This is a genomic window from Serratia sp. JSRIV002 (assembly GCF_019968725.1).
GTDB lineage: Bacteria > Pseudomonadota > Gammaproteobacteria > Enterobacterales > Enterobacteriaceae > Chania > Chania fonticola_B.
Map to the genome: position 1 here is coordinate 2,700,941 of NZ_CP074143.1, position 20,489 is coordinate 2,721,429.

Genomic DNA, 20,489 nt, shown 5'->3' on the forward strand with positions numbered 1-20,489 from the left:
AAGGGGCAGGCTATGCCAGCAGGAACTATCACGCTCACGACCAACTCGGCGATCGTTAAAGGCGCGGGTACGGCGTTCATAACAGAACTGAAGCCCGGCGATTTTGTTGTAGCGGTTGTCGGTGGTGTTACGTATACGCTGCCGGTGAAAACCGTCGATAACGCGATACAGGTGACGCTAATCCGCGTCTACGATGGCCCTACGCAAGCCGGAGCAGCATGGTCAGCCGTGCCGCGTGAAACACAGAACTCAATCACCGCACAGCTCGTCGCTGAAGCATCAAGAGCGATACGCGGGCTAAACTATGACAAGGACAATTGGCAGCAGGTATTCAGCGGCACGGGTAATGTAACGGTCAAGTTGCCCGATGGCAGCACGTTCACCGGGCCAGCATGGCGAGGTTACGCAGGACAATTATCTATTCTAAGAAATGATATTAATACAGTAGCGGAGACAACCGCAGGTAAGTTAGCAAAAGATAAAAATCTATCTGACTTAAGCGATAAAGTCGCCGCTCGTACTAGCCTTGGCCTGGGAACAGCAGCAACGGCTAACGTAGGTGCCAATAGTAATCAAATCATGTTAAATGGCGCATGGGGGCTGGGGGGGAGCTATAAAGGATTTAAAACCATTAATAGCAATAATGTTAATTACCTACTTAATGAACTTGGCGAGCGTGGCCTTACAGCCTTTAGAAACAATGCGCCAATAAATGACAACGGTGACGGATGGTATACTCCTGCTTGGGGACCGTCGATATGGTGCCGAACAGAAGACGTTTATGCTGCGTTTAACATGGCATCAACAGCAAACCATCTATCAGTATCATGTGGCAACCTTCGCGAAGGCTGGGTAATGCACAAAGTCATTTGGCATAGTTTTAATACAGTTGTTGATGGTAATGGATTTATTAAGAAAGCCTCGCCAATAACGAGTATTTATCGGGATGGCACCTGCAAAAACAATATGGAGTCGGAAGGGGTTACCTGCAAGCGGCTTGATGTAGGCATTTATCACGTTGATGGGTGTTTGGGTTTTTATAACGATAATGGTTGGAAATTCGAAGTACCCAAGGACGAAAACGGCAGTGCATTATTGTGGGTGGACTATGAAGTGAAAAAGGACGGCTCAATTATATTCAAGACGTACCACAGGACAAATGATTGTCCCATTTCTGCGTTGCAGAATAACATTGACGGTTACGCCAATGGTGACAGCATCGACATCCCTGAAGGTAAGTTTTTAATGGTTCGCCTAAACGTTCCAAACAGTCAATTCGCCGAATATGTTCCGGATGATTCAATCCCCATACCAGAGTCAGCACTAACTGACTAAAAAGTCAGGCTAGTCAATGGATATCCCAGGCTGTCGCTGGATTGATCTGCGTGTCGAGATGCCGCCGTAGATGAGCTGTATTCGGAGTTTTCACAGGGTGAAACGCCAGTCCCTATCTAAGAACCCAGGAAGTGAAAACTAGGCTAGGGTAAATACCGGTTTGCAATTTCTGAGTTATCGACTAGGTTTACTGGCGCAGTCTGGTTATGATTTAAATCAAAGGAATTGTTATGACTAATAAAGGCTTAATTATTTCCATGTTTGCTCTGGGTCTACCTTCTTTCGCTTCGATTGCTGCCGATGCTACAACTATGGAACATGAAGACGCAGCGGTTAAGCATAAAACCGCCGCGAAGCACCACAAGAAGGCTGCTAAGCATCATAAAGAAGGAAAGCACGAAGAAGCCAAGAAAGAATCAGCTTCAGCAATGGAACGCTCTAAAGTTGCTCATGAAAAAACCATGGCTGCTGATGCAGAAAGTGCCAAGAAGTAAATTTTAATAGTGCTGCCCCTGTATCATTTTGGCAATGCGTGCTGAATTTTCAATAACGATACTGGGGCAGTATTCTGTACTCGATAGCTATCTGTCAGTTCCGCAAGCGGTTATGTGTAGTTCGGCCATAATATGAATTGTCAACGCCATACTAGGAACGTTAAGACAAAAAAGGATACCGCTGAAACGAGCAGGATAATTGTGAATAACGCATCTTTGTCGAGTCCTTTTTTCACGCTAAAGCTCTTTGATAGGATTAATTTAGCAAATATAGCTGCTACACATTAATTTGCAATTTTCACGACTGAAACCAGTCATCAGCACTTTCCCACGTCTCCTGCAGTATTTCCTCGATCGCCTCTCTATCTGCCGGTGTCGCCCTGCCAACTGATAGCCCATCCATGCCAGCCATCCGAACGGTGGCCACAGCATCAGGAAACTTACGCTGTAGGCGCTTGTTCAGTTCAATGGCCAGAGCAGACGCAGCACATGCTGGCAGTTTCTTTTTCTTATCGATAGTCACTTCAATATGCAGCATGATTTAGCCCTCCACGATTTAACTGTTTATTTGTACAGCTAAATTATTCTTTGTTCAATATGGATTTTTGCAAAGCGGAAAATTTTTCGAGTAGGAAGGTTTTAAAGAATAGGTTCCAGGTGAAACGCCTGTACCTATCGAAAAAATCAAGGAGTGATTTACAACGCCGGGAAAAATTCCGGCAAACTATCCAGCCAGATATCACCATGCTAATCTGGGTGAAAAATAACCGGAGGTATCTATGGAACTGGATGAGGAAAGATGCGGGATGATAGTCGCAGAAATCGGGGCGGTGGTTGTTGAACTGGTCCATGCTGGACAGCTTGTCGACAGAATGGCTATCGTTAATGCTTTGGAATCGAAACGTAGGGCTGTAGGGAACAGACTTCATAAAGGGGTATGCCGAGATGCTGCGGCACTTGTTAGAAATAACGGTGACCGGTCATAATAAAATGCGATCAATGCATAAATTTCTTTCTGCAAAACTCAACTCAAACCAGCACCAATCAAGGCTCACTAAGGCCGATTTTTACCGACGTGAATTGGAATGTACGATATAATAATCAATGGGTTATGATTACCCAGCTATATGCTGCTGCGTCATATGGGCTGGTTCGAAGCTGCCGACCTGATCGTGAAGGGCATGGAAGGCGCAATTGCTGCCAAGACCGTGACTTACGACTTCGAACGCCTGATGGAAGGCGCTAAACTGCTGAAATGTTCAGAGTTTGGCGACGCTATCGTTAAACACATGTAAGCGTGTTTTAGCGTTTGATGATAACGGGAGCCTAATGGTTCCCGTTTTTTATTATTCAATATGCAACGGTTATCAAAAAGTTATCAAAACTCGGCCATTTTGGTGCTTTCGAGAATTAATATTTAAAGGTTGAGCTGAGTCTAAAATTCCCTGCGAAACTGACGATAAACTACTTACAAATGCACTTTTCGTCATGAGAAAAGAATCCTACAAGGGGTATTAATGAGCTTTTTCTGGGTGAACATTGGTAGTAGCTATAAAGAAGTTAAAGATCAAAATTTCCTCTGGGCTCCGCAATATGGCATGAACAAGAATGGGCAAAAGTTCAGCAATGCTTCGTGGGAAGCAGTAAAGGGCGTAAAAGCCGGAGACGTCATTTTCTGTAATAAGGATAGAGAGATAGTCTATGTGGCCACCGCCACGGCCGATGCAAAACCTGCACCGCGCCCCCTTAGTCGTTCCTTTGATAAATGGGAACGTGAGGGCACTCGAGTAGACGTAGAGTTGATCGTTTTGGAGCACTCGATCGATGTTTCGCAGTTTAGCGAGATATTTATGAGTTCATATAATGAGTCGAGTCGTCCATCAGTCTTTGCCGAGAATGGTTCGTGCACACAAACGTATATGTGCGAGATCCCCGAAGTCGCAGCAAAAATGATAGCAAGCTTCATTAGTGAAAATGTCTCAATAGACTTCAATAAAGAGACAGCTAAGGTAAAAGAAGCAACCGGAAGCACCAAAGAAACCATCATTCAGGCTCGTGTTGGTCACGGTCCCTACCGAGATAAATTATTTAAGAAGTGGGGCGGAAAATGCGCGGTCACAGGCATTGCGCTTGAGTCAATGCTAACCGCGTCCCATATTGTTTCGTGGTCTATCTCAAATGACAAAGAGAAAGTTGACCCTTACAACGGATTCCCCCTTATTCCTAACCTGGACAGATTGTTCGATCGGGGCATGATCAGCTTTGATGATAATGGGCACTTATTGCACAAGAAAGAATTTGCAGGTCTGCTTCGTGATTTAAAAATTCCGTTGAACTCAAAAATTGATGGGCTGTTTGAGGAGAATAAAAAATACTTAAAACGGCATCGCGTGACTTTTGGGTTTGAGAAAGAGTAAAAGCTTGAGGGATAAAAATGTCTAATATTGTGGAGTTAGTATCAGTTTTAGCTTGGCCACTGGTTTTTGTATGGTTTGTACATAAATATGGTAATGATGTTAAGGAGTTAATTCTCAGATTATCTAAGGTAAAACTTGGAAATGCTGAAGCTGAATTTACTTTGGGATTAAAAGCCGCTGAGGACTTAGCGAATGAGTCTCCCTTGGTTGAAGCATCAACAATTTTAACAGAGGAAGATATTGAGTTTTCTAAACGGATGGCACAATTGGAACGAATTGCTGATGTGTCGCCCAGAGCTGCGATTATGGAGTCATGGTTACTAATTGAAGAAGCGGCAGGTAAGGCTGGATTTATCCAGGGCGCATCTGTTCCGCTAATAAATCCTGGATTGTTTATTGACTGGTTAGTGAGAGAAGGAAAACTTGAGAAGTCCACAGCTATTTTGGTGGATAAGATGCGGAAGCTACGAAATGAAGCGGCTCACTTGGGAGATTTTGAACTCACAAAAGATGAAGCTGAACGATATCTAAAAATAGCCGTTCAAATCTCTCTACTTTTTATCGAGCCAGAATGATCTGTCGTGTTAAAAAGTGGTAATGGAAACTATCCGAATGGTAGTTGCCTAAGTGGTAAATCTGTTAAGTCTATTTTCGCTCATAGCAACCTTGTTAGCGCGTCCTGCAGGGCCGGGAGGCGCCGGATGCTGACATTGGCCACATTTAAAGGAACTCAAAAAGATGCACCAATTCCATGAGCTTGCATATAGATGTACTCATTTTTCGTTAAGGATGATAAACGAGGCTTATGAAAAAACAATGATTGATCTGTCGGAAACTGGCTCAACGCCCCCCGTCAAAAATCTCCAGGCGCTAAATCTACAAAGGATGATTCATGCAGTAGGAATGTTTTCAATTTTTGAAGCGCACTTGCAACGAGGGCTTGGTTGTCAAAATGGTTTCAAAGAGGCTGAGCGGATACTAGAACAGGCAGGTCAGCATGAGTTAAAAGAAGATTTTCATAATTATTACTTTGCAATCAATGCTCTAAAACATGGGGACGGAGTGAGTTACAAGAGTCTTGTCAGTAAAATTAGTACACTTACCTTCGTGGTGGACACTCCAACCACACCGACCTTTGAGGAAGGTGATGTATCCGGTATTCTTGGGCTTGTAAGGGTCGATGATACTTTTATTGAGAATTGTCTAGAGCTAATTGAAAAAGTCTCTGAGTGTATTGGAACACACCGGCCTGACTTCACAGTTTAATAGTGATTGGATAGTGTTGCTTCGACCCGTTGAACTCACAGCTCAAACCCGACTGTCAGATAAGATAAGCGTTCTATCCACGGAAACTGTCAGTTCAGGTCTGAGTTAATACACCTAAAGCTAGCAGCTGACTTTGATCCAATCCTTGCCCCTATCATCATGATAGCGGTCCGTCTGAGATTGTGTTTTGTGTCCCAGGAGTATCTGTGTGTTTACGCCCTGGGACTTATACAGCCTTTCGGCGAGCGAACGCTGTTCATGAAATGTAGCTGGTGTACCGTTACCCCAGTCAATATCAGTTTTATCTCTGGCCTTGCTAAAGTTGGTTGTCATCGTATTACCGGAAACTTTGGCGCCACGCTTGGCCATTGATGTCGAACGGAAGTAATGTACTAGATATGGACTTACAGCATAATCTCGGCAGCGCGAGATAACCTCACGCAAGGATATGTTCAAAGCATCGCATCGAAGAGAAAGCGGTATTGCTAACTTGGAGCCTGTTTTCTCTTGCGAAACATGCAAGTGATCATCCCAAATATCACTGAATTTCATTTCTGAGATATCACCCAGGCGCTGTCCTGTGACTATGGCCAATAGCATCGCATTGCCCATGTATCGATGCTGCTGATCTGCAATATCGAAAATTTTCTGCCACTCTTCTAAGTTCAAGCGCTGGCGTGTAATTTTCCTCCGTGGCTGCTTAGTGGCTTCTGCAGGGTTATAACCTGGTGGGACCTCACCTGCATGTTGAGCTTCTTTGAACACGTCGATCAAAACAGAGCGAACAACCTGAGCCATACGGGCCTGCCCAATAGCTTTGTACTCATCAAGGATCGCCGCAATATCCCGGGCATCAACAGCAGGTAGGGGTGACCTGCCCCCAGGATTAGATACAACCTTCAGTTAGTAATGTCGGTTGGTTTTTCTTCATATTTCCTGTTTCGCCAGTCCGTTGCGAATTCAGCTGGTGTCTGGTAATCCAGCGATGAATGGGGACGGCTCTCGTTATAATCCTGCCGCCAGTCATTAATCGTTTTCCGGGCATGAATAATATCCCTGAACCAGTGTTCATTCAGACACTCATCGCGAAAGCGTCCGTTAAAACTCTCAATAAATCCGTTCTGCGTTGGCTTACCTGGCTGGATAAGCCGTAGTTCCACACCATGCTCAAAGGCCCATTGATCGAGCGCGCGACAGGTAAATTCCGGGCCCTGATCGGTTCTTATTGTCGTCGGATAGCCCCGAAACAACGCGATGCTGTCCAGAATATGCGTGACCTGAACGCCTGAAATACCGAAAGCAGCGGTGATCGTCAGACACTCCTTCGTGAAATCATCCACACAGGTCAGGCACTTTATCCTGCGACCGTTGGCCAGTGCGTCCATAACGAAATCCATCGACCATGTAAGGTTCGGCGCATCCGGGCGCAGAAGCGGAAACCGTTCGGTCGCCAGCCCTTTACGGCGTCGTCTGCGTTTTACGCTCAGTCCATTAAGGTGGTAAATACGGTATACCCGCTTGTGATTGACGTGAAGGCCCTCCCTACGCAGCAACTGCCAGATGCGCCGATAACCAAAACGTCTGCGTTCAAGCGCCAGCTCAGTAATACGCCCTGATAAATGTGCATCAGCAGCCGGACGCTGAGCATCATAACGGCAGGTCGACAAGGACAAACCTGTAAGCCTGCAGGTACGACGTTGCGACAGACCGGTCGCATCACACATCAACACCACGGCTTCCCGCTTCTGGTCTGTCGTCAGTACTTTCGCCCCAGAGCCACCTGAAGCGCCTCCTTATCCAGCATGGCTTCGGCAAGCAGCTTCTTGAGCCTGGCGTTCTCTTCCTCAAGCGACTTCAGGCGCTTAACCTCGGGCACCTCCATACCGCCATACTTCTTACGCCAGGTGTAAAAGGTGGCGTCGGAAATGGCGTGCTTACGGCAGAGCTCACGGGCAGAAACCCCGGCTTCAGCCTCGCGGAGGATACTGATGATCTGTTCGTCGGAAAAACGCTTCTTCATGGGCATGTCCTCATGTGGTTTATGAAGACATTACTAACATTGCCGTGTATTAATCAACTGGGAGCAGGTCATAAATCTTATTTCAATAATGAATGGTTGCAGATCGCTAGCGGCTATATCCACCCTTGAAAAATGTTAACTATTGCGAGCGTAGTCGGTGAAATACGCCCCAAGAAGTACACGAGGTATGAATAGATTAAATAATTTTGCCTGTCACTGGCACAACGCAAACGAATTTCAATTATTACGTAAAATGCGATTATAGCCATGCACATTTGGTGCTATTATTTTCAACAATGGGTTCTATTATAGAAATTAAAAACTTGTTAGCTGTACTATTCTTAACAACTATTGCTTTTAGCTCGGCAACGATGGCCAAAGGTAATGGAAGAATGACAGTGTCAGGTAGTATTATTAAGACATAAACATCCTGCTCTTTAGCTCCCGAGTCTCTTGACCAGACAATCGCATTAGGGCAGGTGGCCGATGCTGCACTGCTTGAAAACAATGGCTCTGGTAAGTCGACTGTACAATGATTCAATATTAAATTGGAAAATTGTGAAGCTTCTGCAGGTAATAGCGTAACCGTTACTTTTGTTGGAATGGAAGGAAAGGATGGTCGTCTTGGCATTACAGGTACTGCTAGCGGTGCCAGTGTTGCATTGACCGATGGTTCAGGAAATGTGCTTGAGCTGGGAAAACCCAGCAAAAACTTTTCGCTCCAGAATGGTAATAACACCCTTCCTTTTACCGTTTACCTTCAGGGAGATGGTGTGCCGGAAAATATTCAAGCGGGTGATTATCAGGCTATGGCTGGTTTCATGCTGAAATTCCAATAACTAAAAATTCACTATTGAGTATCGGGAGCCTATGGCTCCCTTTTGTTTTCCCTCAAAAACAGATCAGCAGCCAAACGCCGATGAAGTTTAACTTTGCGGCAGAGCAGTAAGTAACTTACGGGTAAGCGAAGCTATCCGTGTATCGCTTCCAAAATCCATTTTATTGGTTTTTTGTTATATATCAATTTGTTGCATGGTTTTCTTATATGGGATTGCAGTGCTGTTAGAACAATAAAGAAATCCGGTCTTTCATATAAGAACGTTGTTTAATCTATTGATTTTAATGGTAATAAATGTTTTGCCCTGCATTTTATACTACTTCACTAAGAATATTCTGTTCTTGGCGATAATATTTATCCCAACAGCAAGGCAGTATGCAACACCGAACGAATGATTCGTGATGGGGTAAGGGATAAAGGTTCGCTGAAAAGGCTTTCAACACGGAACTACCATTCATTGATATCTTGTGAATGTATTTCCATTTGATTTTATTGCACCAGTTATTGTCCTGCATTTTCAATGCTGTGTTATTGCCGATATGTACTCGTCATATTTATAGAGTTATGTATTGCATAAATATACCCACATTTTGTGGGTAACCTATTAGTTTAATGACGTAAGGTCACTAGGAATAAACATGAAAAACTTAACAATCGTAGCTTCCCTGGTTGCAGTATTGGGTTCTGTGGGGCTGGCTCAGGCCGCTTCTACCGGTACCATCACCTTCAACGGTGAACTGACCGCCAACACCTGTGATGTCGTAGTCGATGGTCAGACGGCAGACGCCACCGTCGTACTGCCAACCGTTGGCACCAGCCAGTTGAACGGCGCGACCCAAACCGCCGGTGAAACGGGTTTCGTGATGGCACTGAATAACTGTTCAGGCACACTGCAGACTGCCTCAGCCTTCTTTGAAGCGGGGGCTTCGGTAGATTCCGTGACCGGGCGCCTGAAAAACCTGACTGGCACGGCTTCCAACGTCAGTCTGCAACTGTTGGACGCATCCAGCACGTCTCGGGCAGTGATCGAGGCTGGTAACGCGAATCAGGTGACCAACACCACTTATCAAGATGTTGCCAGCGGTAGCGCTACTCTGCCTTATGCAGTGCGTTATTATGCTGAAGGAGCCACTACTGCTGGCACGGTGATCAGCAATGTAGTCTATTCTATTCAGTATCAATAATCAGTTTTAGAAGGGGGGAGTCATCCCCCTTTATTTCCCGTTGGGTTAGGAGTTTTTTATGAAACTTTTTCCTCTAAATACTGCGCGTCAGGTTGGCACTTTTGCAGCGATTGCTCTTTTCAGTAGCAGCAGCCTGGCCAGTGTGGTACTCAGCGGCACACGTGTGATTTATCCGTCGGATGCTAAAGAAGTCAGCGTCAAAATCAATAATGTCGGTCCCTCGCCGGTACTGCTGCAGAGCTGGATAGATAATGGCGATGCCAATGCCAAACCTGCGGCTATCAAAGTTCCCTTTGTACTGACTCCGCCGATGAACCGGGTTGAGCAGGGTAAGGGCCAGACACTACGTATCAGCTATGCTGGCGGAAGCTTGCCAATGGATAAGGAATCGGTGTTCTGGCTGAATGTGCTGGAAGTTCCGGCCAAGAGCGAAGCCAAAACGAACGAAAACCGTCTGCAAATGGCTTTCCGTACCCGGATCAAGCTGTTCTATCGTCCGGCGGGCCTGCAAGGCAATGCCAATGATGCTTCTAAAGCGGTAACTTGGAACACGCAAGGCGGCAAAGTACAGGCAACCAATCCCACGCCGTTTTATGTCAACTTTGTGAACCTGTCAGTCAACGGCAAAAAACTCGATAACGCCATGGTGGCACCGCGCTCAAGCATGGTGTTGAATCTGGCTGGCAATGGGGGCAACAAAATCAGTGGGAGTGTTGTTAATGACTATGGTGCGGTCAACCCCTTCGATGCTGTAATAAAGTAACATAATAATATCTATCACTATTTTTATATTTAAGTCTTAATGATAGACCCGGTATCAAGCTCTTGAGGGGGCGGGATGTCAAAATTTTTGCGCTACGCTATTCGTGAGCCGTTCGCCTCTTTGGCGGTAGCGGCGTTATCGATTTTTGTGGCGGGAAGTGTCAACGCAGCAACTGAAAACGCACCGCAAACCAGTGCCAAGAGCCTGGAGTTCGACTCGTCTTTTTTGAACGTTGATGACGTACAGTCGGTCGATCTCAGCCGTTTCGCTGAAGGCGCCTCAGGGTTGCCCGGAATTTACAAAACCGCGCTGTATGTTAACGATCAACTGATCAGTAATACCGATATTGAATTCAAGTCTCGGGCCGATAAGTCGGTCTATCCCTGCCTGACTAGCGACATTATTAGAAATATTGCGTTCAACTACGAAAAACTGCCCGCCGACTTTTTAAAACAGCAGTCTAGCGGCGCCCTATGTATGGATCTGCAAAATAAGCTTCCTGAAGCCCAGGTGAATTTCGACAGTAATGAACAACGCCTGGATATCATTATCCCTCATATTTATATGCTCAATATTGCCCGGGGCACAGTGAGCCCGGAATTATGGGACAGCGGTATCCCGGCGTTCCTGCTTGGTTACAACGTTAATGGTTACACCAGCGAATCGCACGGCAACACCTTTAACTCGCTGTTCGCCGGGGTGAACGCCGGGCTGAACGTGGGGGCTTGGTATTTGCGTCACAACGGCTCTTATAGCCAGATGAGTGACGGGCCCAGCCAATACAGCAGTATTAATACCTATTTACAGCGCGACATTCCGCTACTGAAAGGGCGAATGTTGCTGGGGGAATCGAATACTACCGGGCAATTGTTTGATACCTTGCCTTTTACCGGGGCTCAACTGGCCAGCGACGAGCGGATGTTACCGGAATCCCTGCGTGGCTATGCGCCGGAAATCCGGGGGATCGCCCGCACCAATGCTCGGGTGACCGTGACTCAGGGGGGCCAGGTTTTATATGAAACCACAGTGACGCCGGGGGAGTTCCTGATTAATGACCTTTACCCGACCGGTTACGGTGGCGATCTTGTGGTTACCGTGCGTGAGTCCGATGGCACCGAACAGACTTTCAGTGTGCCTTATGCTTCGGTGGCACAACTGCTGCGCCCGGGGTCATCGCGCTATTCCGTCACTGCGGGTCAATTGCGTAGCGAAAACCTGCGTGATGAACCGACTCTATTCCAGAGTACTTATCAATATGGCCTGACCAATGCCATTACCGGCTATGGTGGCTTGCAAATCAGCCAGGATTACTATGCGGTGCAGGTAGGGGCGGCATTGGGGATCCCGATAGGGGCTCTGGCCTTTGACATCACTCAGGCCGGCACGAAACTGGGTGATAGCACCGATGCGAACGGGCGGAGCCAGCCAGGCGGCACCCTAAGCGGGCAGCGTTACCAACTGAGCTACAGCAAGCTTATCAGCGAAACCAACAGCAACCTTTCGGCGGTCTTCCATCGCTCTTCTTCCCAAAACTACCTGGATTTTCTGACCGCCGCGCAAACCCGTGATGCGGCAGAGCAGGGGAATTTTCTGGACTCCATATCACGAGTCAAAAACCGCCTGACGCTAACCGCCGGGCAAGGCTTGCCGGATAACTGGGGGCAACTGTATGTCAGTGGCTCAGTGCAGGATTACTGGAATCAGGATGGCAGCGATATACAGTATCAGGTGGGGTATAACAACCGCTATAAGAGCCTGTCATACGGCATCAGTGCCAACCGCAGTCACTCAAGCATCGGGCAGATGCAAACCAACTACCTGCTAAGCTTTAGCTTGCCACTGGGCCGGAATGACGAACTCCACACGCCACAGCTGAGAATGGACTTGTCTCATGACAGCAGTGGGCGTTATGGCCAGCAGGCCACGGTATCTGGTACCTCCGGCGTGGAGAATCAGTTCAGTTATGGCATAACCGCGATGAACGCCAACCAGGGGATGGGGACCAGCGGTTCGGTGAATGGCAACTACCGCAGCCGCGTCAGCGCACTGAGTGGAACCTACAGCACCGGGAAAGGCTACCAGAGCGGCTCTGCCGGTATGACAGGGACGGTGATCGCCCACGCAGGAGGGATCACCTTTACTCCCTACACCTCAGACACCTTTGCCCTGGTAGAGGCCAAGGGAGCAGAAGGGGCCAGCGTGTCGTCGTATCCTGGGGTGAACGTTAACTCCCGCGGCTATGCGATGGTGCCTTACCTGAATCCCTACCAGATGAACGAAATCAGTATTGATCCGAAAGGCACCGCAGCGGATGTTGAGTTGGATAACACCAGCCAGAAAGTTGCACCGTATTCCGGGGCGGTGGTGAAATTGAAATACAACACTAAACAAGGGACGGCGATTCTGGTGAATGCGACCTATCAGGGGGAACCGGTACCGTTCGGCGCCGATATCTTTGATAGTAAAGGCAACAATGTGGGTTCAGTGGGGCAAGGTGGGCAAATGTATGCTCGTGTAGCGGAAGACAAAGGAGAGCTGATTGTGAAATGGGGCGCCGGTAGTGAAATGCAATGTACTGTGGGGTATATGCTGATGCCGCAGGCAAAAAACAGTCCCGTTTCGGCGATCCAGGTCTTCGATTCAGTTTGCCAATAGGGCTAAATAGTTTAATGGCCAGAATACTTAAAAATCAGCCCCCGGTGACGCCGAAAATAAACAGAATACACATTTTGGGTGCCTCTGGAGTGGGGACGACATCGATCGCAAGACGATTGGATGAACGAATTGATTGCCAACATTTTGATTCCGATGATTTCTATTGGCGCAACACATCGTCGCCCTATACCGTGGTGTATGAAACTCAAGAAAGACAACGGCGCCTGTCAACTGCATTGGCATCCCACAGACAGTGGATACTGAGTGGCTCGCTATGTGGCTGGGGCGACATGTTTATCCCATTCTTTGAGCTTGTGGTCTACGTATACGTAGAAAATGAAACTCGTCTTGAACGTATCCGCCACAGAGAGTCAATGAGATTCGGGGATGCCATTTTACCCGGCGGTGATCAATATGAGCGCTACAGGGAGTTTGTTGAATGGGCTGCAGCGTATGAGACATCAATTGACGTCAGTAGAAATGCTGTCCGGCATCAGCAATGGCTGGAAAAAGTAAACTGCCCCATTGTTATGGTCATCAACCACAGAACAGTTGACGATGCGGTGAATGACATTATGGCTCATATGCGGATGGGAAACTGATGGTAGTTTAGAAGCAGTGCTTTTATTCCAACCGAGTTGAGCGTCAGAGGCTGGGAGTTCATACTCACGGTGTAAGCCACACTGGAAATCTCGGGATAAATTCCTAAATGAAGAGGGTGGGCATTACCCACTCACTATACATGGATATAATGGCCGTGTTTGCCATATCCATTCAAACAACGTTCCGAAGTCCCATGTGGTCTTTGCCGCTATCGAGCCCATTGATAGCGGTTTTTTTGCAGCCACTCCCGCCTATCTCAGCCGACGCAGTTCGTTCCTGGCACTCTCAATTTTCGCGTTTACGGAAATAATGTCCACAGTGGGGGCAGATCAGCGTGACGTTTTTTTTCACCTTGCTGCGATTTTGCGGCGAACTTTTTGCGCATTCAGGGCAGGTGACATCAACGGGGGCGTCACCGAATAGCTTAAAAGCATCAAAGAAAGACATCTTTTTCACCGGGTAGAGGTAGGAGGAGTTCAGTGTACCTTTATCGCTCGGTGATAGCTCCACATAGATTGGTAAACCACTGGTAGAGACGAAGCTAGCCGCACGCTAAAAAGGGAGTAACAAGTGGGATGACGGGTCAGGGGGAAGAAAAAAGCCCCGCAAAAAATGAGGGGCAAACACAACAACACCAGGGAAATCATTGATGATTAATCTGCTATTACTATATGTTTTTTGAGACGAGAGTTCATCAATAAATTGCTGCATTATTGCAACATTATAGTTAATTAATTTGTATGCATTTGGCTTTATTCATACGTTTTGTGAATTTGTTCGTTATTTGTGAGCAATAAGTCCGCATGCTGGTTATTTTTTGTTGAATTGATGCCTTTTGGGGTGATTTCTTGCTCCATTACTCCCTCTCAAACAGAATGTGACTTGAATCACATTGGGCTGATCCCCTATATTCCCCACCCATAGCGATGTTGTCGTATTGCGATGCAGCGGCGCAGAGAGTTTTACATTTATCCGGAGTTGTTGATGGAGTTAACTACGCTTTTGCTTTACGTGATTGCCGTCAGTGCGGTGATGGTAACCCCTGGCCCTTCCATGCTGTTGGCGCTAAACAATGGTGCAATCCACGGTATGCGTATTGCCAGTTACGGTTTTCTGGGGGCGGTATTGGCCGATCTGTTGCTGATCGGCGCTGTCGGTTGCGGACTAGGGGCGTTGTTGCAGGCCTCTGAGCAGTTGTTTGCCGTAGTGAAATGGGGTGGTGCGTTATATCTGGTCTACTTGGCCTGGGTGCTGTGGCGAGCGCCGGTAAAAGCTTTGGCGGTAAGCGCTAGCGCCGCCGCGGCGACCGGGAAAACGGCATTCCTGCGTTCCCTGATGGTCGGTTTGTCCAACCCTAAGGGCCTGCTGTTTTTCTCGGCCTTTCTGCCGCAGTTTATTCAGCCAGAAAAGCCGATCGCCATGCAATACCTGATCCTGGCATTGGTCAGCGCGATGATCGACTGCGTGATGATGACGATCTATGCCTACGGTGGCCGCCATGCGATGCGTAAATTCTCGGCGAACGTGATGCGCTGGGTAAACCGTAGCTGTGCTGGCATGCTTGGCGTATTGGCCGTAGGTGTTGCGCTTTATCGGCGTAGCGATGTGAGCTAGAGCCTATCGGTTAAATCAGCGGGCGCAGCATACTGCGCCGCTACTTGGCGAGAATGTCTAGAGTTTCAGGGAGCTTACCAGCTCCCTTTTTAATAGGTGACTGCCTGTGTTAGCAAAAGAGGACAGCTTAGGCATATGACCTACTGACGGATCTGCAGTTAACTCGCAGCCCGGATTGCTCCACGTCATAGCGGTATAGTTCGCATCTGATTGGTAGTAGTGCTGGTAGATATGAAATATATGCACCACGGTAGTCACCGTTAATATAATCACCAGCGCAATTAAAACGTAAGTGATTTTAATTTTGCTCAGAAAATTCTTTTTCTCTTTACGAGGTAATTCAGGCTCGCCCTGATTAATTGCGATCTCTTCAATGGCGACATCACTGGCTATTCTTAACCCTACTTTTGGTATGGTTTCTATGATGTTTTTATCAATACCCATGCTCTTGATGATCCGCCGTAGCGTGCTAAGGCATTGGTTGAGATTATTATTGCTGGCCTGTAGACCGTAATCATCCCACACTTTTTGCAGAAGCACTTCTCTCTCAACAATTTCTCCTTTATTTTTAATAAGAAAGGAGAAAAGTCGAGCTGCAGACGAGGAAATAGTGACGATTTCTTCCTGAAGTTCCTGATGATAAAAACCGACGCTATTCGGGCAGAAAAGGACATCTCCTTCGATGAGATATTGAGGCTTTGTCATGCTGATTCACTCCATGTCAGACAGTGTAATTAACTTAATTAACGTTAATCCTAAGTCTTATAATATTGTTTTTTTGTCGGTAGAGCAACAAAGAAGCAATATAAAATATAGTGTAACCAGCAAATTTCAGTTTAAAATCCGCTCTATTTCGTAACAGCAGTTATTAATATTAAGTAAATGGCCTGTAAAATATTAACCGGTATTTAATAAAAATTAAGATCGCTAACTTACTGATAATTTTGCTAAACAAAGGTTCTAACTAGTCCGACCTCTAAGAATCAGCCTAGTTAGAAAAATGTATCAATTTAAGTAACAGATTTGTGCGGAGGCAGCGATGAATTAAACCCCAATTCGATCGCGCAGAGTGTAGTAGGCAGCACCAATGGCGGTGAAAGGGATTTGCAGGTTACGGCCGCCAAAGAACGGCAGGTGCGGCAGTTTGGCAAAGGCGTCAAAACGTTCGGCATCGCCACGCATCAGCTCTGCTATCAGCTTGCCCGCCAGATGGGTGCAGGTCACGCCGTGCCCGCTGTAGCCTTGCATGTAGTAGACATTGTTTTCCAACCGACCAAACTGCGGCATGCGTGATAGCGTCAGCAAGAAATTGCCGGTCCAGCGGTAATCAATGCGTACGCCTTTCAGTTGCGGGAAAGTTTTCAGCAGCTTGGGGCGGATCAGGTTGTCGATATCATCCGGATCCCGGGCGCCATAGACCACACCACCGCCGTACAGCAGCCGGTTATCACCGGTTAAACGGTAATAATCCAGTAGGTAATTGCAATCTTCCACGCAATAGTTTTGTGGGATCAGTGAGGCTGCCACTTCTGGAGCCAAGGGCTCGGTGGTGACCACTTGAGTCCCGCACGGCATACTACGTTTGGCCAGCCTTGGCTCCAGTTTATCGCCTAGATAGGCGTTCCCGGCCACGATCACGTAACGAGCGGTGACTTGGCCGTTGGCGGTGCTGACCACTGCTGGCTCTCCGTGACGGATATTGGTGACTGCGGATTGTTCGAATATCCGTCCTCCTTGCAGGCGAATGGCCTCGGCCTCGCCCAATGCCAGGTTGAGTGGATGAATATGGCCGCCGCTGTGATCGAGTAACGCGCCAACATAGCGATCGCTGCTGACCTCCCGGCGGATACGGTCGGCATCCAGCAGTTCAAGTTGCGTATTGCCGTAACGCTCCCAGTGCTGCTTTTGTTCGATCAGCGCGTGGTACTGCTTATTGTTAAGCGCGGCGAAGATCCCGCCGGGGCGATAGTCACAGTCAATGGCATAGCGCTTGATACGGCTGCGGATAATCTCTGCACCTTCAAACATCATGCTACCCAGCAGCTTGGCGCTTTCTGCACCGTAACGGCTTTCGATCACGTCGATGTCGCGGCTGTAGGAGTTGACCAGTTGGCCACCGTTGCGGCCGCTAGCACCAAAGCCGATACGGGCAGACTCCAGCACTACCACGTTATAACCGGCTTCGACCAGAAACAGCGCCGATGACAGGCCAGTGTAGCCCCCCCCCACGATACAGACGTCACAGTCGATCGATTCATTCAACTGCGGATAAGGCTGATGGTCATTGGCCGTTGCCGCATAGTAGCTTTTTACGTGTTCAGTCATCATCAATTCCTTATTCCAGTGAAATCCAGGTGGTTTTCAGTTCGGTAAATTTATCCAGCGCATGCAGCGATTTATCGCGGCCGTTACCGCTTTGCTTGTAGCCGCCGAACGGTACGGTCATATCGCCGTCGTTGTAGTTGTTGACGAACACGGTGCCCGCTTTCAACTGGCGGGCCATGCGGTGTGCCCGTGACAGATCGCGGGTCCAGACGGCCGCACCCAACCCATATTCGCTATCGTTGGCTAATGCGAGTGCCTGTTGCTCACCGTTGAAGGTCGTGACGGCCAAGACAGGGCCAAAAATCTCGTCCCGCGCGACGTGCATCGCGTTATCCACTTGAGTGAGAATAGTAGGGCCGAGATAGCCGTGATGATCGCCTTGCGGATGAGCTCGCCCATCAAGGAACAGCGAGGCTCCCTGGCTCAAACCCTGTTCGATATAGCCGGTGACTTTTTCACAGTGCTGTTGGTCGATCAGCGTACCCATCAGCGTTTGCGGATCGAGCGGATTGCCCGGTGCGAAGGCCGCGGCATGCCGCTGCAATGCCTGTAAAAAGGCCTGCTGAATACTTTCCTCTACCAGCAGGCGCGTACCGGCAATGCACACCTGGCCCTGGTTATAAAAGATCCCGGCCGCCGCGCCTTGCGCCGCCTTATCCAGGTCCGGGCAGTCGGCGAAGATAATGTTGGCGCTCTTGCCACCGGCCTCCAGCCACACGCGCTTCATGTTGGATTCACCGGCGTACTTCATCAACTGCTTGGCCACCTGGGTGGAGCCGGTAAAGGTGAGAGCGTCAACGTCGTTATGCAGTGCCAACGCCTTGCCCGCATCGTGGCCGAAACCAGGAATAATGTTCAGGACGCCATCGGGTAATCCTGCCTGCTGTGCCAAAGCGCCTAGATAAACCGCGGTGAGCGGTGATTTTTCCGAGGGTTTAAGCACTACGCTGTTACCAGCCGCCAGCGCCGGGCCTAACTTCCAGCAGGCTAACAGCAGCGGAAAGTTCCACGGCACGATGGCACCCACCACGCCGATGGGCTCCCGCTGGATGAGGGCGAGCGCATCATGGCCGGTTGGGGCAATTTCGCCATACACCTTGTCGATGGCTTCGGCATACCAGCGGATACAGCGGATCGCCCCTGGGATATCGTCGCGCAGGCTGTGGCGGATGGGCTTGCCGGTATCCAGCGTTTCCAGCAGTGCCAGTTCTTCGCTGTGTTGCTCCATCAAGCTGGCGAGTTTGAACAACGTTGCCTTGCGTTTGGCAGGGGAGGCTTGCGACCAGTCGCCGCGTTCAAACACCTCGCGAGCCGCCTTGACGGCCAAATCGATATCAATGTGGCTGCCACGGGCCATCTGTACCAGTTCACGAGCCCCGGCAGGATCCTGAATGCTAAAGGTTTCCCCTTCTGCCGCCGGGAGGTAGCGGCCATTGATAAACAGCCGGTTTTCAATCTTCAGGGCCTGTGCCCGTTGTTGCCAATATTCCAGGTGGTGGAAGTCCATACCTTGCTCCGTTAATCAGAATGTCGTCGGCGTATGTGCGCTGATAATTCGGCAAATGCGCGCCGAGGTGTTGCTGAAACTATGGGGGATCGCGGTGTTGATGGCGTAGCTCTGGCCTGCCCGTAGGTGAAAGCTTTGCCCGTTGACCTGCAGCATCACTTCGCCTTCCAGCAGGGTGCCAATCTCTTCCCCCTGATGTTTGAGCCGTTCACCGGTGGTGGTGCCCGGATCGTAGGTTTCGATCATCATTGCCAGGGTGCGGTTGGGATCGCCGTTGTGGATCAGCTTCATCGAAACCCCCTGGCTGCCGATTTCGATCAGATGGTCATGGTCGATCACGATCTGCGGCTCATTCGGCTGTTCCGGTTCGGTAAAGAAAGCTGATAGCGACAGCCCATATACAGTCAGCAGCTTTTGCAGCGTACTGATGGCCGGGCTGACCTTGTCCTGTTCAATGGTGCTGATGGCGCTGTGCGTCAAGCCAGACAGTTCGGCTACCCGGCGCTGTGATAGCCCTAACTGCTGGCGGATCTGCGACAAGCGTTTCCCCGGAGCCAAGCTGACGTCGCTCATAGGCGTTTTTCCTTCTGATAGTGCTGACAGGCGTTAATAAATCCTTCGAACAGCAGACGGGACAGGGCGTATTCATCGCTGTTCCATTCAGGATGCCACTGCACCCCTAAGGCAAAGGGCTGATCGCGAATGCTGAGGGCTTCCACCAGGCCGTCGGCGGCATAGGCTTCAACACGCACGCTTGGGCCGAGGGTTTTGGCTCCTTGGCCGTGCAGGGAATTCACCCAGAATCGGTGGCAATCCGGCAGCAGCTGCGCCAGCAATCCTCCGTCTTGCACGGTAACTTCATGAGCCGGGGCATATTGCTGCTCCAGCGGCAGATCGTGATCTTCACGGTGCTCGAGTAGCTCGGGTTGTTCATATAAACGACGGTGTAGCGTACCTTGCGTCGCGACCACCAGCTCTTGCATACCGCGGCAAATGGCGAAAAGGGGGATGCGCCTGCTCAGTGCCTGGCCGATCAGCGCCAGGCTCAATTCATCGCGCCCAGGATCGGCGTCAGGCTCATCGCCGTTTTCACCATAAAGGTGCGGCTGCACATTACTGGGGCTACCCGGCAGCAGGATGCCGTCGAGGTGGGGCAGCAACTCTGCCAGCATTTCCGGCTCTGCCAGCGCGTGCGGCAGGGCGATCGGTAATCCTCCGGCAGCTAACACTGCATTTAGGTACTTTTCTTGCAAGGTCTGGGTGAGGTGCTGGTTTAACCTATACCTGCACATCACGACGCCGACGATTGGTCTGTTAAATATATTGCCCATGCTATCCCCTACAGGTTGTTCGAAATTATGACCGATAAGCCGTTTAATCGCCTTTTTTGTTCAATATTCACTAAATCTAGCAGTCGAATGGCCAATATTCAAACCAAAATTAACACTTGCAAAACATTTTTGTTGCA

19 protein-coding genes and 2 pseudogenes are annotated in these 20,489 nt (G+C 48.9%); 12 read left to right on the top strand and 9 right to left on the bottom strand.

What is annotated here, in order from left to right:
- Window positions 1-12: 12 nt before the first annotated feature.
- Complete coding sequence (locus KGP26_RS12730) at window positions 13-1,335, top strand: phage tail protein (protein WP_223499361.1); 1,323 nt, start codon at window positions 13-15, stop codon at window positions 1,333-1,335.
- A gap of 230 nt (window positions 1,336-1,565) precedes the next feature.
- Window positions 1,566-1,829 (top strand): hypothetical protein, encoded by a 264-nt coding sequence (locus KGP26_RS12735; RefSeq protein WP_223499363.1) that lies wholly within the window; start codon window positions 1,566-1,568, stop codon window positions 1,827-1,829.
- A gap of 298 nt (window positions 1,830-2,127) precedes the next feature.
- Here the strand turns inward: KGP26_RS12735 and KGP26_RS12740 are convergent, their stop codons facing one another.
- The gene (locus tag KGP26_RS12740; RefSeq protein WP_223499638.1) at window positions 2,128-2,364 is read right to left on the bottom strand and encodes a DinI-like family protein; all 237 of its coding nucleotides are present in this window, start codon (window positions 2,362-2,364) and stop codon (window positions 2,128-2,130) included.
- Window positions 2,365-2,944: 580 nt separating this feature from the next.
- Here KGP26_RS12740 and KGP26_RS12750 point away from each other — a divergent pair.
- The 4 genes and pseudogenes from KGP26_RS12750 to KGP26_RS12765 all read left to right on the top strand — a co-directional run.
- A pseudogene (locus KGP26_RS12750) lies at window positions 2,945-3,124 on the top strand (isocitrate/isopropylmalate family dehydrogenase); the annotation flags it as partial.
- A 222-nt stretch (window positions 3,125-3,346) separates the two neighbouring features.
- The gene (locus tag KGP26_RS12755; RefSeq protein ID WP_223665529.1) at window positions 3,347-4,246 is read left to right on the top strand and encodes an HNH endonuclease; all 900 of its coding nucleotides are present in this window, start codon (window positions 3,347-3,349) and stop codon (window positions 4,244-4,246) included.
- 17 nt (window positions 4,247-4,263) lie between these two features.
- Complete coding sequence (locus tag KGP26_RS12760) at window positions 4,264-4,821, top strand: DUF4145 domain-containing protein (RefSeq protein WP_223665530.1); 558 nt, start codon at window positions 4,264-4,266, stop codon at window positions 4,819-4,821.
- 163 nt (window positions 4,822-4,984) lie between these two features.
- Window positions 4,985-5,512 carry a hypothetical protein gene (locus KGP26_RS12765; protein ID WP_223665531.1) on the top strand — a complete coding sequence of 176 codons (528 nt, stop codon included), beginning with the start codon at window positions 4,985-4,987 and terminating at the stop codon, window positions 5,510-5,512.
- A gap of 120 nt (window positions 5,513-5,632) precedes the next feature.
- On the opposite strand, the pseudogene KGP26_RS12770 reads toward KGP26_RS12765, so the two are convergent.
- Together KGP26_RS12770 and KGP26_RS12775 are read right to left on the bottom strand one after the other, a co-directional pair.
- A pseudogene (locus KGP26_RS12770) lies at window positions 5,633-6,376 on the bottom strand (tyrosine-type recombinase/integrase); the annotation flags it as partial.
- A 35-nt stretch (window positions 6,377-6,411) separates the two neighbouring features.
- A protein-coding gene (locus tag KGP26_RS12775) for an IS3 family transposase (RefSeq protein WP_223665532.1) occupies window positions 6,412-7,532 on the bottom strand; the annotation gives its coding sequence in 2 pieces (ribosomal slippage) (window positions 6,412-7,274 and window positions 7,274-7,532; 1,122 coding nt in all).
- Window positions 7,533-8,080: 548 nt separating this feature from the next.
- On the opposite strand from KGP26_RS12775, the gene KGP26_RS12780 reads away from it, so the two are divergent.
- The 5 genes from KGP26_RS12780 to KGP26_RS12800 all read left to right on the top strand — a co-directional run bounded on the left by KGP26_RS12780 (window position 8,081) and on the right by KGP26_RS12800 (window position 13,574).
- Window positions 8,081-8,371, top strand: coding sequence for a fimbrial protein (locus KGP26_RS12780; RefSeq protein ID WP_223665533.1), 291 nt, complete (start codon window positions 8,081-8,083; stop codon window positions 8,369-8,371).
- Between the two features lie 637 nt (window positions 8,372-9,008).
- Window positions 9,009-9,554 carry a fimbrial protein gene (locus tag KGP26_RS12785; protein ID WP_166734809.1) on the top strand — a complete coding sequence of 182 codons (546 nt, stop codon included), beginning with the start codon at window positions 9,009-9,011 and terminating at the stop codon, window positions 9,552-9,554.
- Between the two features lie 58 nt (window positions 9,555-9,612).
- Window positions 9,613-10,317: a fimbria/pilus periplasmic chaperone gene (locus tag KGP26_RS12790; RefSeq protein WP_223665534.1), complete on the top strand. Its 705-nt coding sequence runs from the start codon at window positions 9,613-9,615 to the stop codon at window positions 10,315-10,317.
- A gap of 75 nt (window positions 10,318-10,392) precedes the next feature.
- Complete coding sequence (locus KGP26_RS12795; protein WP_223665535.1) at window positions 10,393-12,972, top strand: fimbria/pilus outer membrane usher protein; 2,580 nt, start codon at window positions 10,393-10,395, stop codon at window positions 12,970-12,972.
- 14 nt (window positions 12,973-12,986) lie between these two features.
- The gene (locus KGP26_RS12800) at window positions 12,987-13,574 is read left to right on the top strand and encodes an AAA family ATPase (protein WP_223665536.1); all 588 of its coding nucleotides are present in this window, start codon (window positions 12,987-12,989) and stop codon (window positions 13,572-13,574) included.
- A gap of 286 nt (window positions 13,575-13,860) precedes the next feature.
- On the opposite strand, the gene KGP26_RS12805 is transcribed toward KGP26_RS12800, so the two are convergent.
- Window positions 13,861-14,022 carry a YnfU family zinc-binding protein gene (locus tag KGP26_RS12805; protein WP_223665537.1) on the bottom strand — a complete coding sequence of 54 codons (162 nt, stop codon included), beginning with the start codon at window positions 14,020-14,022 and terminating at the stop codon, window positions 13,861-13,863.
- A 537-nt stretch (window positions 14,023-14,559) separates the two neighbouring features.
- Here KGP26_RS12805 and KGP26_RS12810 point away from each other — a divergent pair.
- Window positions 14,560-15,189 carry a LysE family translocator gene (locus tag KGP26_RS12810; protein ID WP_024487014.1) on the top strand — a complete coding sequence of 210 codons (630 nt, stop codon included), beginning with the start codon at window positions 14,560-14,562 and terminating at the stop codon, window positions 15,187-15,189.
- 57 nt (window positions 15,190-15,246) lie between these two features.
- Here the strand turns inward: KGP26_RS12810 and KGP26_RS12815 are convergent, their stop codons facing one another.
- The 5 genes from KGP26_RS12815 to puuD all read right to left on the bottom strand — a co-directional run bounded on the left by KGP26_RS12815 (window position 15,247) and on the right by puuD (window position 20,352).
- Window positions 15,247-15,894 carry a winged helix-turn-helix domain-containing protein gene (locus KGP26_RS12815; protein ID WP_223665538.1) on the bottom strand — a complete coding sequence of 216 codons (648 nt, stop codon included), beginning with the start codon at window positions 15,892-15,894 and terminating at the stop codon, window positions 15,247-15,249.
- Between the two features lie 339 nt (window positions 15,895-16,233).
- Complete coding sequence (locus tag KGP26_RS12820; protein ID WP_223665652.1) at window positions 16,234-17,514, bottom strand: FAD-binding oxidoreductase; 1,281 nt, start codon at window positions 17,512-17,514, stop codon at window positions 16,234-16,236.
- 10 nt (window positions 17,515-17,524) lie between these two features.
- Window positions 17,525-19,021 (bottom strand): aldehyde dehydrogenase PuuC, encoded by a 1,497-nt coding sequence (puuC, locus tag KGP26_RS12825; RefSeq protein WP_179251456.1) that lies wholly within the window; start codon window positions 19,019-19,021, stop codon window positions 17,525-17,527.
- A 15-nt stretch (window positions 19,022-19,036) separates the two neighbouring features.
- Window positions 19,037-19,594: an HTH-type transcriptional regulator PuuR gene (gene puuR, locus KGP26_RS12830; protein WP_021804648.1), complete on the bottom strand. Its 558-nt coding sequence runs from the start codon at window positions 19,592-19,594 to the stop codon at window positions 19,037-19,039.
- Window positions 19,591-20,352 carry a gamma-glutamyl-gamma-aminobutyrate hydrolase gene (gene puuD / locus KGP26_RS12835; protein WP_021178244.1) on the bottom strand — a complete coding sequence of 254 codons (762 nt, stop codon included), beginning with the start codon at window positions 20,350-20,352 and terminating at the stop codon, window positions 19,591-19,593. Before puuD ends, puuR begins: the two co-directional genes overlap by 4 nt.
- Between the last annotated feature and the right edge of the window lie 137 nt (window positions 20,353-20,489).